Origin of the sequence: Streptomyces sp. NPDC005811 (genome assembly GCF_040630405.1) — a bacterium.
Taxonomy (GTDB): domain Bacteria; phylum Actinomycetota; class Actinomycetes; order Streptomycetales; family Streptomycetaceae; genus Streptomyces.
The window spans coordinates 29,800-44,925 of sequence record NZ_JBEXXK010000045.1; the positions used below are offsets into that span (position 1 = coordinate 29,800).

Here is a 15,126-nt window from a genome sequence, read left to right on the forward strand (position 1 = left end):
CACCTTATCCAGCTCAGGACACGGCGAAGGGCCCCGTCCGAACACCGGACGGGGCCCTTCGATCACGGCGTGGCGACGCCGGACGATCAGTGGTGGCCGTGGCCGCTCGTGATCTCCTTGTACTCCTCGACGGTCGGCTTCGGGATCTGCTGGTCCTCGCCGAAGTACGCGCCGCTGATCTTGGCGCGCAGCTTCTCGGACCGCTTGATCTTGCGCTCGACACCGTTCTCGTCGACCGCCGGGCCGACCGCGGCCGGCTGGTACTGCTCGTGCGCCGTGATGGTGTGGAGCTGCTCCTGGCTGAGCGGCTCGTGGACCTCGATGAACTCACCGTGCGGCAGGCGCTTGATGGTGCCGGTCTCGCGACCGTGCAGCACCTTGTCCCGGTCCCGGCGCTGGAGGCCGAGGCAGATGCGCTTGGTGAGGAGGTACGCGATGACCGGTCCGACGAAGAAGAAGATCCGGACGAACCAGGTGATCGAGTTGATCGACAGGTGGAAGTGGGTGGCCCACAGGTCGTTGCCACCGCCGACCAGCGTGATCATGTACATCGTGACCCAGGCGACGCCCAGCGCGGTGCGCGTGGGGGCGTTGCGCGGACGGTCCAGGATGTGGTGCTCGCGCTTGTCGCCGGTGATCCACGACTCGATGAACGGGTACACCGCCATCGCCACGAGGACGACACCGAACAGCGTCAGCGGGATGAAGACGCCCAGGACCAGCGTGTGGCCCCAGATGTTGACCTCCCAGCCCGGCATGAAGCGGATCAGACCCTCGGCGAAGCCCATGTACCAGTCGGGCTGGGCGCCGGTGGACACCTGGTCCGGACGGTAGGGGCCGAAGACCCACACCGGGTTGATCTGGGCGAGCGCCGCGATGGCCGCGATCGTGCCGAAGACCAGGAAGAAGAACCCGCCCGCCTTCGCCATGTACACGGGCAGCAGGGGCATGCCGACGACGTTCTTGTTGCTCTTGCCGGGGCCCGCGAACTGCGTGTGCTTGTGGTAGAAGACCAGGATCAGGTGGCCCACCACCAGGCCGAGCATGATGCCCGGCAGCAGCAGGATGTGGATCGAGTAGAACCGCGCCACGAAGTCGTGGCCCGGGAACTCGCCGCCGAAGAGGAACATCGAGATGTACGTGCCGACGATCGGGGTCGCCAGGATGGCGCCCTGGGTGAAGCGGACACCGGTGCCGGAGAGCAGGTCGTCCGGGAGCGAGTAACCGGTGAAGCCGGTGAACATGCCCAGGACGAACAGCAGGAAGCCGAACAGCCAGTTGATCTCACGCGGCTTGCGGAACGCGCCGGTGAAGAACACACGCATCATGTGCACGAACATGCCGGCGAGGAAGATCAGCGCCGACCAGTGGTGGATCTGCCGGATGAGCAGACCACCGCGCACGTCGAAGGAGATGTGCATGGTCGAGTTGAACGCCTCGGACATCAGCTGTCCCTGGAGCGGGACGTAGCTGCCGTGGTACTCCACCTCGTTCATCGACGGGTGGAAGAACAGCGTCAGATACACACCCGTGAGGATGATGATGATGAAGCTGTACAGGCAGATCTCGCCCAGCATGAACGACCAGTGGTCGGGGAAGATCTTGCGCATGTTGGCCTTGGCGAGGGAGTAGATCCCCAGCCGGCCGTCGGCCCAGTCGGCGATCCGCTCGCCGGCCGGCGCCTTCCCGCGGTCGCGGGACTGTGCGTTCTCGTTGGTGCTCATCCGCGCTCCCAGAAGGCAGGACCGACGGGCTCTTCGAAGTCGCCGAGCGCCTCGAGGTAGCCCTCGTCGTTCACGCCGATGCGCAGCTGCGGCAGGGCGTGACCGGCCGGGCCGAAGATGACCTTGGCGCCGTCGGAGAGGTCGAAGGTGGACTGGTGGCAGGGGCACAGCACGTGGTGCGTCTGCTGCTCGTACAGCGAGATCGGGCAGCCGACGTGGGTGCAGATCTTCGAGTAGGCCACGATGCCCTGGTGGGACCACTCGAGTTCCTGCTTGTCCTTGATGTCCTGCGGCTGGAGCCGGACGATCATCAGGGCAGCCTTGGCGATCTCGTTCTGGAAGTCCTCGTCGTGCTCCTCCAGGCCCCCGGGCTTGGCGAAGGTCAGCGAACCGACGGCCACGTCCGAGGGACGCAGCGGCTCGTTCGTGTTCATGTTGACGAGGAGCTTGCCCTTGGCCCACAGCGTGTGGCGCAGCTTGTCCTCGGGCAGCGGACCGAGGTCGCGCAGCAGCATGACGCCGGAGAGCGGCACCAGGGCCAGCGCGCCGAACATCGTGTTGCGGATCAGCTTGCGACGGCCGATCACCGATTCCTTGGCGCCCTGCTTGAAGTCCGCGTGGACCTTGGCCCGGACCTCGGGCTCGGCCGCGATCGGGTGCCGCTCGTCGGCGACCTCGACGTCGGACATCAGGGTGCGGGCCCAGTGGACCGCGCCGGCACCGATGGTGAACAGCGCCGTGCCGAGAGTCAGACCCAGCGCGAAGTTCAGCGCGCTGATGTGGCCGATCGGGAAGACGAAGATCGACTTGTCGATCGGGATCGCCACGTACGAGACGATGAAGCCGACGGTGGCGAGCATCGACACCGTGAACAGCAGGGCGACCGCGCGCTCGGACCGCTTGGCGGCCCGCTCGTCGATGTCCTGGATGCGGTGCTCGTGGGGCGGCAGTCCCGGGTCGGCGAACGGGTTCTTCTCGTCCGCGACGGCTACCGCGCCGTGGCTGTCCTGCGCAGCAGGCAGGTTCTCTTCTGGAATGTCTTGGCTACTCATGACTTCTTGGCCTTTGCGGTCCGAGCGGCGACCCAGACGGCGACCGCGATCAGCGCACCGAGGCCGAAGATCCACGCGAAGAGACCCTCGCTGACCGGGCCGATGCCGCCCAGCTCCAGACCGCCCGGGTTCACCGTCTCGTCGCTGTCGATCGCGTCCAGGTACGCGATGATGTCCTTCTTGTTCTGCTCGGTGAGCGTGGTGTCCGGGAAGGACGGCATGTTCTGCGGGCCGGTCTGCATGGCCTCGTAGATGTGCTTCGGGTCGACACCCTCGAGCGTGGGGGCGAACTTGCCGTGGGTCAGGGCACCGCCCTTGGCGCTGGCGGTGTGGCACTGCGCGCAGTTGGTGCGGAACAGCTCGCCGCCCTTGCCGATGTCGGCGCCCTCCGTGCCGTACTCGGCATCGGTGGGGACGTTCGGGCCGGCGCCGAGCGAGGCGATGTACGCGGCCAGCTGGTCGATCTCGGCCTGGGTGTAGATGACCTTCTTCCGCGGCACCTGGGCGCCCTGGGAGGTCGCGGCCGGCATGCGCCCGGTGCCGACCTGGAAGTCGACGGCGGCAGCGCCCACGCCGACCAGGCTCGGGCCGTCGGAGCTGCCCTGACCCTTGGTGCCGTGGCAGCTGGCGCAGCCTACGGCGAAGAGCTTCTTGCCCTCGTCGATGGCCAGGGACTGGGCGGTTTCATCTGCCTGCGCCTTGCTCGCGGGCGCGAACGCGGCGTACAGCCCCCCCGTGCACGCCAGCGCGAGGAGTAGGACGACGAGCGCCGCCAGCGGATGGCGTCGTCGTGCGGAGAGCTTTTTCACGGATTACCCCGGTGTCAGGATCTTCTGCGTCGATGCTTGCGTTGGCGGGAACGGGCCCGTGCTACTTGATCATGTAGATCGTGGCGAAGAGGCCGATCCAGACGACATCGACGAAGTGCCAGTAGTAGGACACGACGATCGCGGCGGTCGCCTGTTCGTGGGTGAACCTCTTGGCCGCGTAGGTGCGCCCCAGGACCAGCAGGAAGGCGATGAGGCCGCCCGTCACGTGCAGTCCGTGGAAGCCGGTGGTCAGGTAGAAGACCGAGCCGTACGGGCCGGAGGAGAGCGAGAGCCCGTCCTTCTTCACCAGCTCGGTGTACTCGAAGATCTGACCGCCGACGAAGATCGCACCCATGATGAACGTAACGATGAACCAGCCCCGGAGCTTCTTCACGTCACCGCGCTCGGCGGCGAAGACGCCGAGCTGGCAGGTGAGGGAGGAGAGCACCAGGATCGTGGTGTTCGTCGCCGAGAACGGGAAGTTCAGGAACTCGGCCTGACTCTTCCAGTACTCGGTCCCCGTCACCGATCGCAGGGTGAAGTACATCGCGAAGAGGGCCGCGAAGAACATCAGCTCGGAACTCAGCCAGATGATGGTTCCGACGCTGGTGAGGTTCGGCCGATTGACCGACGGGTGCGCGTGCCCGGTTTCTACTGTCGTTGCTGTCGCCACGACCGACATTATGTCGGTCGCTTATCCCGCCCTCACTCCGGGGGGTGCCGTTCGGAGTGTTCGCAGGCCGTGTAGGGCCCGTATGGCCCATCGAAGTGGTGTTCCAAGCGCTGTTGACGAGGTGTTCAAGGGAGTAGCATCCGCCGCATCGGTTCTGTCCGTACGACGCTGAAGTCACGGAGGAAGCATGCAGGCGACCGCGACGGTGCTGGTCTACAGCGACGACTCCAACACCCGCGAGCAGGTGCGGTTGGCCACCGGCCGGCGACCGGCTCCCGATGTACCGGTGGTCGAGTTCGTGGAGTGCGCCACTCCGGACGCGGTGCTTCGGGAGCTGGACAAGGGCGGGATCGATGTGTGCGTGCTGGACGGCGAGGCCGTGCCCATGGGGGGGATGGGGATGTGCCGGCAGATCAAGGACGAGGTGTTCCAGTGTCCGCCGGTGCTGTTGCTGATCGCCCGGCCGCAGGATGCGTGGCTGGCGACGTGGAGCCGGGCCGATGCGGCTGTGACGCTGCCTGTGGAGCCTGTGGAGTTCGCGGGGGCGCTGGCTTCCCTGTTGCGGGAGAAGAGGCTTCAGAGCGCCTAGAGGGGCGCCTGGGGGCGTTGCGGAGCGGGTGCGGCACCGTGGTGGCTTGGCGCGCCCACGCGGCGGAGCCGCACATCGATACAGCCCCGCGCCCCTGAAAGGCTCCTTACACCGCCGTAGGCCTCAGGGTTGACGTGTCCGGCTGGGTCTTGTGCTTGCCCGTGGTCAGGGCGCTGCCGGTCTTCCACTTCGGCCAGTCGACGTTCCAGTCGCCGAAGCCGTTGCCGAAGGGCTCCATCGTGTCGCCGTAGCTGTTGACGACCTTGACGACGTCGCCCTGGCGGACGTGGTCGAAGAACCACTCGGCGTTGGCGGTGCTCATACCGGTGCAGCCATGGCTGACGTTCGCGTAGCCCTGGGAGCCCACGGACCAGGGCGCGGCGTGGACGTACTCGCCGCTCCAGGTGAGCCGGGTGGCGTAGTAGACGGGCAGGTCGTACGACTCCGAGGAGCCCTCGGCGATGCCGACCGTGGCGCTGCGCATCCGGACGAACTGTTCCTTGCCGAGGACGACCTTGACGCCGTTGCGGGTCTCGAATCCGGGCTTGCCGGTGGTGACCGGGATGGTGTTGATCACCTCGTCGTTCTTGTAGAACGTCAGCGAGTGGGACGAGGCGTCGGTGACGGCTATGACGCGGTCCCCGATGGTGAGGCTGACGTCCTTGGACGTGGTGCCCCAGAGGCGGTCGCTGATCCGGATGCCGTCGAGGTTGCTGTGGGCGCGGACCGTGGCGTGGGCGGGCCAGTACTCCTGGGGGCGGTAGTGGAGTTCCTTGTCGTCCACCCAGTACCAGGCGCCCGGCACGGAGGGCGTGGAGTCGACCTTGAGACCGCGCTCGACTATCGCGCGCTGGGCCGGGTCCTTGACCGGCTCGCTGAGCTTGGCGGTGACGGGCTGGCCGACGCCGTACGTGCCCTGGTCCGGGCCCAGCTCGACCGTCAGGCGCTTCTTGCCGCTGGGCCTGCCGGTGTCGAAGGTGAGGACCCGGCGGCCGGGGGCGCCGTCGGCGTCCTCGGTGCTCACCCGGACCGTGTAGTGGGCGTCGGCGGCCAGCGGCTCGGTGCTGTGCCAGCGGCTGCCGTCGGCGGCGAGTTCGCCCGCCACGTAGCGCCCTGAGGCGTCCACGGCGGTGACGTCGGTGAGGGGCTCGTCGTCGTCCCGGGCGACGACCTCCAGCGGCTTGTCCGGGTCGGCCTTCTTCCTGCCGTCGCCGTCGGGGCCGTTGAAGGAGATCCGGTCGCTCGCGTCGTAGGGGCGCTCGGCGAGGGGGTTGCCGTCGGATCCGCAGGCGGTGACGACGCCCGCTCCGAGGGCGATCACCAGCACCGTGCAGCTGACGACTGTGCGGGGGCGGGGTGTGTGGCTCATGGCTTCACGCTAGGGAGCCGCGTCAACCACGGCGCGCTGGACGCCACGTATGGAGGACAGGGATTGCGGCGAACGAAGGAGCCCGGACTCTCCTTGACGGAGTGTCCGGGCTCCCGTGGGTTCGGCGCGTGCTACTGGGTGCGGTTCTCACCGCGGTAGTACTCGAAGACCCAGCCCCAGATGCCGATGAGGATGATCGGGGCGGAGAAGTACAGCAGCCACCAGCCGATCGCGACACCGAGGAAGGCGATGGCGCCACCGACGCCGAGCGCGAGCGGCTGCCAGCTGTGCGGGCTGAAGAAGCCCAGCTCGCCGGCGTCGTCCGCGACGTCCGCCTCCTTGTTGTCCTGGGCGCCCGCGTCCACCCGGCGGGCCGTGAAGCCCAGGTAGAAGCCGATCATGATGGACAGACCGAAGGCCAGGAAGAGGGCCGTGGTGCCCGCCGGCTCCTTCGACCAGACGCCGTAGACGATCGCCATGATGAGGATGAACACGCTCAGCCACGTGAACATCCTGCCTTGGACCTTCACTTGCCGGCCTCCTTGCTGCCCGCGATGGCACCGTGGCCGGCGTGCTCCAGCTGCTCGAGCGCGGCGATCTCCGGGTGGTGCAGGTCGAACGCCGGGGATTCACTGCGGATCCGCGGCAGGGTGAGGAAGTTGTGCCGCGGCGGCGGGCAGGAGGTCGCCCACTCGAGGGAGCGGCCGTAGCCCCACGGGTCGTCGACCTCGATCTTCTTGCCGTACTTGGCCGTCTTCCACACGTTGTAGAGGAACGGCAGGATCGACAGACCGAGGACGAACGAGCTGATCGTCGAGATCGTGTTCAGGGCGGTGAAGCCGTCCTGCGCCAGGTAGTCGGCGTAACGACGCGGCATGCCCTCGGCGCCCAGCCAGTGCTGCACCAGGAAGGTGCCGTGGAAGCCGAAGAACAGCGTCCAGAAGGTGATCTTGCCGAGGCGCTCGTCGAGCATCTTGCCGGTGAACTTCGGCCACCAGAAGTGGAAGCCGGCGAACATCGCGAAGACGACGGTGCCGAAGACGACGTAGTGGAAGTGCGCCACCACGAAGTACGAGTCGGACACGTGGAAGTCCATCGGCGGCGAGGCCAGGATGACGCCGGTCAGACCACCGAAGGTGAAGGTGATGAGGAAGCCCGCCGCCCAGAGCATCGGGGTCTCGAAACTCAATGACCCCTTCCACATCGTTCCGATCCAGTTGAAGAACTTCACGCCCGTCGGGACGGCGATGAGGAACGTCATGAAGGAGAAGAACGGGAGCAGGACACCACCGGTGACGTACATGTGGTGCGCCCACACCGTCACGGAGAGGCCGGCGATGGCGATCGTCGCGGCGATCAGGCCCATGTAGCCGAACATCGGCTTGCGGGAGAAGACCGGGATGATCTCACTGATGATGCCGAAGAACGGTAGCGCGATGATGTACACCTCTGGATGGCCGAAGAACCAGAAGAGGTGTTGCCATAGCAAGGCTCCGCCGTTGGCGGCGTCGAAGACATGGGCGCCGAACTTGCGGTCCGCCTCCAGGGCGAACAGCGCGGCCGCGAGGACCGGGAAGGCCAGCAGGACCAGGACACCGGTCAGCAGGACGTTCCACACGAAGATCGGCATGCGGAACATGGTCATGCCCGGCGCGCGCATGCAGATGATCGTGGTGATGAAGTTGACCGAGCCGAGGATGGTGCCGAAGCCGGAGAAGGCCAGACCCATGATCCACATGTCGGCGCCGATGCCCGGGCTGCGGACCGCGTCCGACAGCGGGGAGTAGGCGAACCAGCCGAAGTCGGCCGCACCCTGCGGGGTGAGGAAGCCGCCGACGGCGATGAGCGAGCCGAACAGGTACAGCCAGTAGGCGAACATGTTCAGCCGCGGGAACGCCACGTCGGGCGCGCCGATCTGGAGCGGCATGATCCAGTTCGTGAAACCGGCGAACAGCGGCGTCGCGAACATCAGCAGCATGATCGTGCCGTGCATCGTGAACGCCTGGTTGAACTGCTCGTTCGACATCAGCTGCAGGCCCGGACGGGCCAGTTCGGCGCGCATGAAGAGCGCCATCACGCCGCCGATCAAGAAGAACGCGAACGACGTCACCAGGTACAACGTACCGATGGTCTTGTGGTCGGTGGTGGTGAGCCACTTGACCACGACGTTGCCGGGCTGCTTGCGCCGGACCGGCAGCTCGTTCTCGTATGAGTCTTCAGCTGCCGCGGCACCCTGGGGTTCGTTGAGGATGCTCACAGGTTGTTCGTCTCCCGGTTCTTCTCATGGGCGGTCTGCTCGATGCCCGCGGGAACGTAACCGGTCTGCCCCTTCTTGGCGAGGTCCTTGAGGTGCTGCGCGTAGCGCTCGGGGGAGACGACCTTCACGTTGAACAGCATCCGGGAGTGGTCGACGCCGCAGAGCTCGGCGCACTTGCCCAGGAAGGTGCCCTCATGGTTGGGGACCACCTGGAAGGCATTCGTGTGACCCGGGATGACGTCCTGCTTCATGAGGAACGGCACCACCCAGAAGGAGTGGATGACGTCACGCGAGGTCAGGACGAAGCGGACCGTCTTGCCCTCAGGAAGCCAGAGGGTCGGGCCCGGGTTGTTGGTCTGCGGGTTCCGCTCACCGGGGACACCGCAGGTGTAGACGCCGCCCGCGTCGGCCGGGAAGTCCTTCTTGAACCGGTCCGGGATCGCGGCCAGGTTCTCGTCGGTCTTCGCGTCGCCGGTAGAGCCTTCGACGTTCTCGACGTAGTTGAAGCACCAGCTCCACTGGAAGCCGACCACGTTGACCGTGACATCGGGCTTCTTCTCGAGGCTGAGGAGCTTCGACTCGTCGCGGGCCGTGAAGTAGAACAGCACCGAGACGATGATGATCGGGACCACCGTGTACAGCGCCTCGATCGGCATGTTGTACCGGGTCTGCGGAGGAACTTCGACCTTCGTACGGCTGCGCCGGTGGAAGAAAGCACTCCACAGGATCAGGCCCCACACCAGCACGCCGGTGGCCAGCGCGGCCGCCCAGGAGCCCTGCCACAGGGAGAGGATCCGCGGAGCCTCTTCTGTGACGGGGGTGGGCATGCCAAGGCGGGGGAAGTCCTTGTATGTGCAACCGGTGGCGGTCGCCAGGACCAGGCCCGCGGTCATTGCCTGCAGCAGCTTCCGCCGCATCGGGCGCCGCGGCGAGCGGTCGGAGCCGTTGGGACTCACGTAGCGCCTTCCCGAGAGTCTCGCCCGCGCGGATCGGCTGCGGCCTTCTCGCTGGTCGGTCGCCGCCCTGCGTCGGGCAGGGGTTTGGATGTTTATGCGGACCAAACCCTAGCCGACGCCCTCCGGGGGTTCTCGGGGAGGGGTGCCATACGCGCCGCGGGTCAGCCGAAAGCGCCTAGTAGTTCGTCGAGTGCGGCTGTTCGGCGCGTGCGGGTGCTTTCGTGGCCGGTCGCGCAGTTCCCCGCGCCCCTGATCCACTTCCCCTCGTTCTAACGTTGCCGTATGGCCTACTTCGACGCCGCTTCCGTCGCTCCGCTTCATCCCGTCGCCCGTCAGGCTCTGTTGGCCTCGCTGGACGAGGGGTGGGCCGATCCGGGGCGGCTGTACCGGGAGGGGCGCAGGGCGCGGATCCTGCTCGACGCCGCCCGCGAGGCCGCCGCCGAGGCCGTGGGGTGTCGCGCGGACGAGTTGGTGTTCACCTCGTCCGGAACCCGGGCCGTCCAGACGGGTGTCGCAGGGGTGTTGGCCGGCCGTCGGCGGATCGGGCGTCACCTGATCGTGTCAGCCGTCGAACACTCCTCGGTGCTCCATTCGGCCGAAGCGCTGGAGGCGGACGGCGGGACGGTGACGCGGGTGCCGGTGACGCGGAGCGGGGCGGTGGCGGTGGCGGCGTACGAGGAGGCGCTCCGCTCCGACACCGCGCTGGCGTGTCTCCAGTCGGCCAATCACGAGGTGGGCACCGAGCAGCCGGTGGCGGCCGTCGCCGAGGTGTGCCGGGCGGCCGGGGTGCCGTTGCTGGTGGACGCGGCGCAGTCGCTCGGGTGGGGGCGGGTGGACGGCGACTGGTCGGTCCTGACCGCCAGTGCGCACAAATGGGGCGGACCGTCGGGGGTCGGGCTGCTCGTGGTGCGCAAGGGGGTGCGGTACGCGGCCCGCGAGACGGAGGAGTTCGGGAACCTGCCGGCGATCGTGGCGGCCGCCGCGTCCCTGCGGGCCGTACGGGCCGAGGCCGGCCGGGAGGCGGTACGGCTGCGGGAGCTGACGGAGCGGATCCGGGTACGGGTGCCCGAACTGGTCCCGGACGTCGAGGTGGTGGGCGATCCGGAGCGACGACTGCCGGGGATCGTCACCTTCTCCTGTCTGTACGTCGACGGGGAGGCGCTGCTGCACGAGCTGGACCTGGAGGGGTTCTCGGTGTCCTCGGGCTCGTCCTGCACCAGCAGCACCCTGACGCCGAGCCATGTGCTCAAGGCGATGGGGGTGCTGAGCGAGGGGAACGTACGGGTGTCGCTGCCGGCCGGGGCGGCCGAGGAGGACGTGGAGCGGTTCCTGGCGGTGCTGCCGGGGGCGGTCGCCGGGGTCCGGGAGAAGCTCGGGGCGCTCGATGCGCCGGCACCCGCCACGGCCGTGGAGGAGGACGTCCTGGTCGTGGACGCCCTCGGCAAGCGCTGCCCGATCCCGGTCATCGAACTGGCGAAGGTCATCGGGGACGTGCCGGTGGGCGGCCTGGTCCGGGTCCTGTCCGACGACGAGGCGGCCCGCCTGGACATCCCGGCGTGGTGCGAGATGAGGGGCCAGGGGTACGAGGGCGAGGAACCGGCGGAGAGGGGAACCGCTTATCTCGTACGTCGGGTGAGCTGAGGGGGCCGGGGGCGCGGGGCCGTGTCGACATGCGGCTACCGCCGCGTGTACGCGACCAGCCCCCACGCACCCGCACCTGTACGAAGGCGTCAGCCCACGTGCGCGCGCACCTCGTCGGCCGCTTCCTCGCCGTACGCCTTGGTGAACCGCTCCATGAAATGCGCCCGCCGCAGCCGGTACTCCTGCGTCCCCACGGTCTCGATGACGAGCGTGGCCAGCATGCAGCCGACCTGCGCGGCACGCTCCAGGGAGACACCCCACGCGAGCCCGGAGAGGAACCCGGCGCGGAAGGCGTCGCCGACGCCGGTGGGGTCTGCCTTGCGCTCCTCGTCGGGGCAGCCGACCTCGATCGGGTCCTCGCCGTCGCGCTCGATACGGACGCCGCGCGCGCCGAGGGTGGTGACGCGGTGGCCGACCTTGGCGAGGATCTCGGCGTCGGACCAGCCGGTCTTGGACTCGATGAGGCCCTTCTCGTACTCGTTGGAGAACAGGTACGTGGCGCCCTCCAGCAGTATCCGGATCTCCTCGCCCCCCATCCGGGCGATCTGCTGGGAGAAGTCGGCGGCGAAGGGGATGGCACGGGAGCGGCACTCCTCCGTGTGGCGGAGCATCCCCTCCGGGTCGTCGGCGCCGATCAGGACCAGGTCGAGGCCGCCGACGCGGTCCGCGACGGTCTTCAGCTCGATCAGCCGGGCCTCGCTCATCGCGCCCGTGTAGAAGGAGCCGATCTGGTTGTGGTCGGCGTCGGTGGTGCACACGAAACGGGCGGTGTGCAGGGTCTCGGAGATACGGACGGACTCGGTGTCCACGCCGTGCCGGTCCAGCCAGGCGCGGTATTCGTCGAAGTCCGCGCCCGCGGCGCCGACCAGGATCGGCCGGGTGCCGAGCTGTCCCATCCCGAAGGCGATGTTCGCGCCCACCCCGCCCCGGCGGACGTCCAGGTTGTCGACCAGGAAGGAGAGCGAGACCGTGTGGAGCTGGTCGGCGACCAGCTGGTCGGAGAAACGTCCGGGGAACGTCATGAGGTGGTCGGTCGCGATGGAGCCGGTGACTGCGATGCGCACGGCGTGGACTCTCCTGTGGGGAGGGGGATTGACAGTTCACGCTACCCGGTGGAGCGGCGCCACTGAAGCAGCCGAAACTACCCGATAGTAGATCTTTCTTCGCGGGCGTCTCCGTGCTTACGGTTCCGCTATGACGAACCTCGAGTTCCGCATCGCCCCCGCACCGGCCGACCTCGAAGGCGGCCTCGCCTCCCTGCGGGGCGACTGCGCCCGGATGGCTCCGCACTGGGCGGCTCCGGAGAAGATCACTTCCCACCCGGTCTCCCCGTCACGCATCCACGGTGTCTCCGTCCCGGCGCGGTCGGCGCGGCTCCTGGAGGCCATGCCGGACTACGGCAACTAGGGGGTTTCCCCGCATTTCCTTTCGCTCTTTCCTTACGGCTTTTCCGGCCGGGGCGCTCACAGGGAACCGTGCGCTCCCCCGCCGCGTCCCATCGCTGTCCCTCGTCGAGGGGATGTGAGGTACGACAGCAGGGCAGCCGAAGGAGCGATGCGGTGAACACCGAGCGACCCGAGAACGACGACGCCGCGCGCGAGCCGGAGAAGACGGGCTCCGCGGAGCAGACCGAGAAGGTCGCACAGCGGAAGGCGGCGGAGAGCACGCCGGAGGAGGCCGCCGACGCGGTCACGGAGTCTCCTGAGCCCGAGGCACCCGAAGCGGCGGTGGCCATCCCGAAGCCCACGCCGACCGGGGAGGCCCCCGTGGCCCCCGGGACCGGGGAAGCCGATGGGGTCCCCGAGACCGGGGAAGCCGCTGAGGCCCGCGAAGCCGCTGAACCCCGGGGTGCCAGTGAGGCCCGGGAAGCCCGGGAGGCCCCGGAGGCCGAGGAGGCTTCACACGTCCGGGAGGCCGGTGAAGGTCCGGATGACGCCTCCCGGCGGGAGGCCGCGGAGGGCCCGGAGGGCCGGGACCAGGAAGCTCAGGAGGTTCTGGAGGCCCGGGGGATCAGTGAGGCCCCGGATGTCGAGAAAGCTTCCCAGGTCCGGGAGGTCCTGGAAGGCCAGGAGGCCGAGGGGATCCGGGGCAGTCAGGAAGTTCTGGTCGCCCAGGAGGTTCCGGGGCCCCTCGCGGTCGGTGGTGGGGACGAGACCCTGCCTGTTCGGCGTCGGCGGTCCCCCTTCCTCGTTCTGTCCGTCGCCGCCGCCGTGCTGCTGGTCGGTGGGGGCGGGGCGTATCTCAGCGCGCAGGCCGGCGGGGGCGGCGGCGCCGGTGCCGGGGCGCCCTCCGGTGGCGGCACCCCCGTACCGCTGGCGCTGGACGACTACCTCGGGACCGCCTCCGGTGGGGGGCCGAACGGCATCGCGCCCGGTGAGCCGAACCCGTACGGGGTGACGTACCAGGCGGCCGGCGCCCTCCCCGACGGTCCCGGTTCCGCGCCCGTGTACTGGGCGAAGGGCGAGGTCGGCAAGGACGAGGTGGCGCGGCTGGCGAAGGCGCTCGGGGTGGACGGGACGCCCGTGGCCGACGGCGAGGCCTGGAAGGTGGGCGCCGGTAACGACGGCTCGGGGCCGGTGCTGCGGGTGAACCGGCAGGCGCCGGGCATGTGGACGTTCAGCCGGTACGCGCCGGGCACGGACGCCTGCAAGGGCGGTATCGCCAAGTGCGCCAAGGATCCCGCGGCCCCGGCGGCCGATCCGGTGAGCGAGGCGGCCGCGAAGAAGGCGGCGGCGCCGATCCTGAAGGCGGTCGGGCAGGACGACGCCAAGGTGGACGCGAGCCAGGTCATGGGCGCCCAGCGGGTGGTGAACGCGGACCCGGAGGTCGGCGGTCTGCCCACCTACGGGTGGACGACCGGGATCAGCGTCGGCGCCGACGGGGTCGTCATCGGCGGGAACGGGCAGCTCAAGGCGCCGGTCGAGGGTGCCGCGTACCCCCTGGTGACCGCCACGGAGGCGCTGAAGGCGCTGAACGCGGCGCCGGGGAGCGACCACCGAATGGGCATCGGCGGATGCGCCAGCCCGGTGCCGCTGAAGGACCGGCTGGAGAGCCCGTGCGGCTCGTCCACGAGCTCCGGCTCAGGTTCCACGGAGACCGTGACCGTCGAGGACGCGGTGCTCGGGCTCGCCCCGCACACCTCGGACGGGCGGCAGGTGCTCGTGCCGTCCTGGCTGTTCGACGTGCAGGGCACGGGAGCCGCGGACGCGTACCGGGTGACGCAGCCGGCGGTCGACCCGGCCTATCTGCTGGCCGCCACGCCGCTCACCCCGGAACCGAGTGCCTCCTCGGGTACCCGGAACGTGCAGGTGGACGGCTATACGGCCGAGGGCGACGAGCTGGTCGTGAGCTTCACGGGCGGGGTGTGCGCCGACTACGCGGCGAGCGCGAAGGAGTCCGACGGCCAGGTGACGGTCACCGTGACCGAGACGCCTTGGCCGGACAAGGTCTGCATCCTGATCGCCAAGCAGTACCACGAGACCGTACGGCTGGACGCGCCGCTCGGCAGCCGGAAGGTGGTCGGCTCGGACGGGGCGGCCGTACCGCTGGAGAAGGCGGGGGCGCGCCTGCCCGAGGTCCAGTAGGCACAGACACCGCGCACATACGGCGAAGGCGGCGGCCCCGGGGAGGGGTCGCCGCCTTCGTCGTACGTCTCGGCGAGGCTCAGCTGAAGGAGTCGCCGCAGGCGCAGGAGCCGGTGGCGTTCGGGTTGTCGATCGTGAAGCCCTGCTTCTCGATGGTGTCGACGAAGTCGATGGAGGCGCCACCCAGGTACGGGGCGCTCATCCGGTCGGTGACGACCTTGACGCCGTCGAAGTCCTTGACGACGTCGCCGTCGAGGGAGCGCTCGTCGAAGAAGAGCTGGTACCGCAGGCCGGAGCAGCCGCCGGGCTGCACGGCGACGCGCAGCGCCAGGTCGTCGCGGCCTTCCTGGTCGAGCAGGGCCTTGACCTTCGCCGCGGCGGCGTCGGACAGGATGATGCCGTCGGTGGCGGTGCTGGTCTCGTCCGATACGGACATCTACATCTCTCCCGGGTTGTACGGAGGCTGCTTGCC

At 68.7% G+C, this 15,126-nt stretch carries 14 protein-coding genes; 4 read left to right on the forward strand and 10 right to left on the reverse strand.

The genetic code is table 11. From position 1 onward, the window contains the following. Window positions 1-86: 86 nt before the first annotated feature. From ABZ490_RS37145 to ABZ490_RS37160, 4 genes are all read right to left on the reverse strand, one after another. Window positions 87-1,724, reverse strand: a complete 1,638-nt coding sequence (locus tag ABZ490_RS37145; protein ID WP_359000640.1) for a cytochrome bc complex cytochrome b subunit — start codon at window positions 1,722-1,724, stop codon at window positions 87-89. After that, on the reverse strand, window positions 1,721-2,776 hold the full coding sequence (locus tag ABZ490_RS37150) for a Rieske 2Fe-2S domain-containing protein (protein ID WP_359000643.1): 1,056 nt from the start codon (window positions 2,774-2,776) through the stop codon (window positions 1,721-1,723). The genes ABZ490_RS37145 and ABZ490_RS37150 overlap by 4 nt, the downstream gene beginning before the upstream one ends. After that, window positions 2,773-3,585 (reverse strand): c-type cytochrome, encoded by an 813-nt coding sequence (locus ABZ490_RS37155; RefSeq protein WP_359000646.1) that lies wholly within the window; start codon window positions 3,583-3,585, stop codon window positions 2,773-2,775. The genes ABZ490_RS37150 and ABZ490_RS37155 overlap by 4 nt, the downstream gene beginning before the upstream one ends. A gap of 61 nt (window positions 3,586-3,646) precedes the next feature. Then, window positions 3,647-4,267 carry a heme-copper oxidase subunit III gene (locus ABZ490_RS37160; RefSeq protein WP_359000649.1) on the reverse strand — a complete coding sequence of 207 codons (621 nt, stop codon included), beginning with the start codon at window positions 4,265-4,267 and terminating at the stop codon, window positions 3,647-3,649. 178 nt (window positions 4,268-4,445) lie between these two features. On the opposite strand from ABZ490_RS37160, the gene ABZ490_RS37165 reads away from it, so the two are divergent. Then, window positions 4,446-4,847: a hypothetical protein gene (locus ABZ490_RS37165; RefSeq protein WP_359000652.1), complete on the forward strand. Its 402-nt coding sequence runs from the start codon at window positions 4,446-4,448 to the stop codon at window positions 4,845-4,847. 106 nt (window positions 4,848-4,953) lie between these two features. On the opposite strand, the gene ABZ490_RS37170 is transcribed toward ABZ490_RS37165, so the two are convergent. The 4 genes from ABZ490_RS37170 to coxB all read right to left on the reverse strand — a co-directional run bounded on the left by ABZ490_RS37170 (window position 4,954) and on the right by coxB (window position 9,429). Next, window positions 4,954-6,216: an Ig-like domain-containing protein gene (locus tag ABZ490_RS37170; protein WP_359000655.1), complete on the reverse strand. Its 1,263-nt coding sequence runs from the start codon at window positions 6,214-6,216 to the stop codon at window positions 4,954-4,956. Between the two features lie 131 nt (window positions 6,217-6,347). Continuing rightward, window positions 6,348-6,746, reverse strand: coding sequence for a cytochrome c oxidase subunit 4 (locus ABZ490_RS37175; RefSeq protein ID WP_055631436.1), 399 nt, complete (start codon window positions 6,744-6,746; stop codon window positions 6,348-6,350). Then, window positions 6,743-8,473, reverse strand: a complete 1,731-nt coding sequence (ctaD, locus tag ABZ490_RS37180; protein WP_359000659.1) for a cytochrome c oxidase subunit I — start codon at window positions 8,471-8,473, stop codon at window positions 6,743-6,745. The genes ABZ490_RS37175 and ctaD overlap by 4 nt, the downstream gene beginning before the upstream one ends. Next, window positions 8,470-9,429: a cytochrome c oxidase subunit II gene (gene coxB, locus ABZ490_RS37185; RefSeq protein WP_340380580.1), complete on the reverse strand. Its 960-nt coding sequence runs from the start codon at window positions 9,427-9,429 to the stop codon at window positions 8,470-8,472. The genes ctaD and coxB overlap by 4 nt, the downstream gene beginning before the upstream one ends. Before the next feature lie 282 nt (window positions 9,430-9,711). Between coxB and ABZ490_RS37190 the strand changes: the two genes are divergently transcribed. Next, window positions 9,712-11,070: an aminotransferase class V-fold PLP-dependent enzyme gene (locus ABZ490_RS37190; protein ID WP_359000664.1), complete on the forward strand. Its 1,359-nt coding sequence runs from the start codon at window positions 9,712-9,714 to the stop codon at window positions 11,068-11,070. A gap of 89 nt (window positions 11,071-11,159) precedes the next feature. On the opposite strand, the gene ABZ490_RS37195 is transcribed toward ABZ490_RS37190, so the two are convergent. Next, window positions 11,160-12,134 carry a carbohydrate kinase family protein gene (locus ABZ490_RS37195; RefSeq protein ID WP_359000667.1) on the reverse strand — a complete coding sequence of 325 codons (975 nt, stop codon included), beginning with the start codon at window positions 12,132-12,134 and terminating at the stop codon, window positions 11,160-11,162. Between the two features lie 130 nt (window positions 12,135-12,264). Here ABZ490_RS37195 and ABZ490_RS37200 point away from each other — a divergent pair, with 130 nt between their 5' ends. Continuing rightward, entirely contained in the window at window positions 12,265-12,477 is a 213-nt protein-coding gene (locus tag ABZ490_RS37200; protein WP_359000670.1) for a hypothetical protein, read from the forward strand. Window positions 12,478-13,226: 749 nt separating this feature from the next. After that, window positions 13,227-14,654: a hypothetical protein gene (locus tag ABZ490_RS37205; RefSeq protein ID WP_359000804.1), complete on the forward strand. Its 1,428-nt coding sequence runs from the start codon at window positions 13,227-13,229 to the stop codon at window positions 14,652-14,654. Between the two features lie 79 nt (window positions 14,655-14,733). On the opposite strand, the gene ABZ490_RS37210 is transcribed toward ABZ490_RS37205, so the two are convergent. Next, window positions 14,734-15,090: an iron-sulfur cluster assembly accessory protein gene (locus ABZ490_RS37210; RefSeq protein ID WP_046727393.1), complete on the reverse strand. Its 357-nt coding sequence runs from the start codon at window positions 15,088-15,090 to the stop codon at window positions 14,734-14,736. Between the last annotated feature and the right edge of the window lie 36 nt (window positions 15,091-15,126).

What these genes read in the sequence shown, in the direction of transcription:
- ABZ490_RS37150 (WP_359000643.1), bottom strand. Translation starts at nt 2,776, where the DNA reads ATGAGTAGCCAAGACATTCCAGAAGAGAACCTGCCTGCTGCGCAGGAC.
- ABZ490_RS37190 (WP_359000664.1), top strand. Translation starts at nt 9,712, where the DNA reads ATGGCCTACTTCGACGCCGCTTCCGTCGCTCCGCTTCATCCCGTCGCC.
- ABZ490_RS37160 (WP_359000649.1), bottom strand. Translation starts at nt 4,267, where the DNA reads ATGTCGGTCGTGGCGACAGCAACGACAGTAGAAACCGGGCACGCGCAC.
- ABZ490_RS37200 (WP_359000670.1), top strand. Translation starts at nt 12,265, where the DNA reads ATGACGAACCTCGAGTTCCGCATCGCCCCCGCACCGGCCGACCTCGAA.
- ABZ490_RS37145 (WP_359000640.1), bottom strand. Translation starts at nt 1,724, where the DNA reads ATGAGCACCAACGAGAACGCACAGTCCCGCGACCGCGGGAAGGCGCCG.
- ABZ490_RS37170 (WP_359000655.1), bottom strand. Translation starts at nt 6,216, where the DNA reads ATGAGCCACACACCCCGCCCCCGCACAGTCGTCAGCTGCACGGTGCTG.
- ABZ490_RS37165 (WP_359000652.1), top strand. Translation starts at nt 4,446, where the DNA reads ATGCAGGCGACCGCGACGGTGCTGGTCTACAGCGACGACTCCAACACC.
- ABZ490_RS37210 (WP_046727393.1), bottom strand. Translation starts at nt 15,090, where the DNA reads ATGTCCGTATCGGACGAGACCAGCACCGCCACCGACGGCATCATCCTG.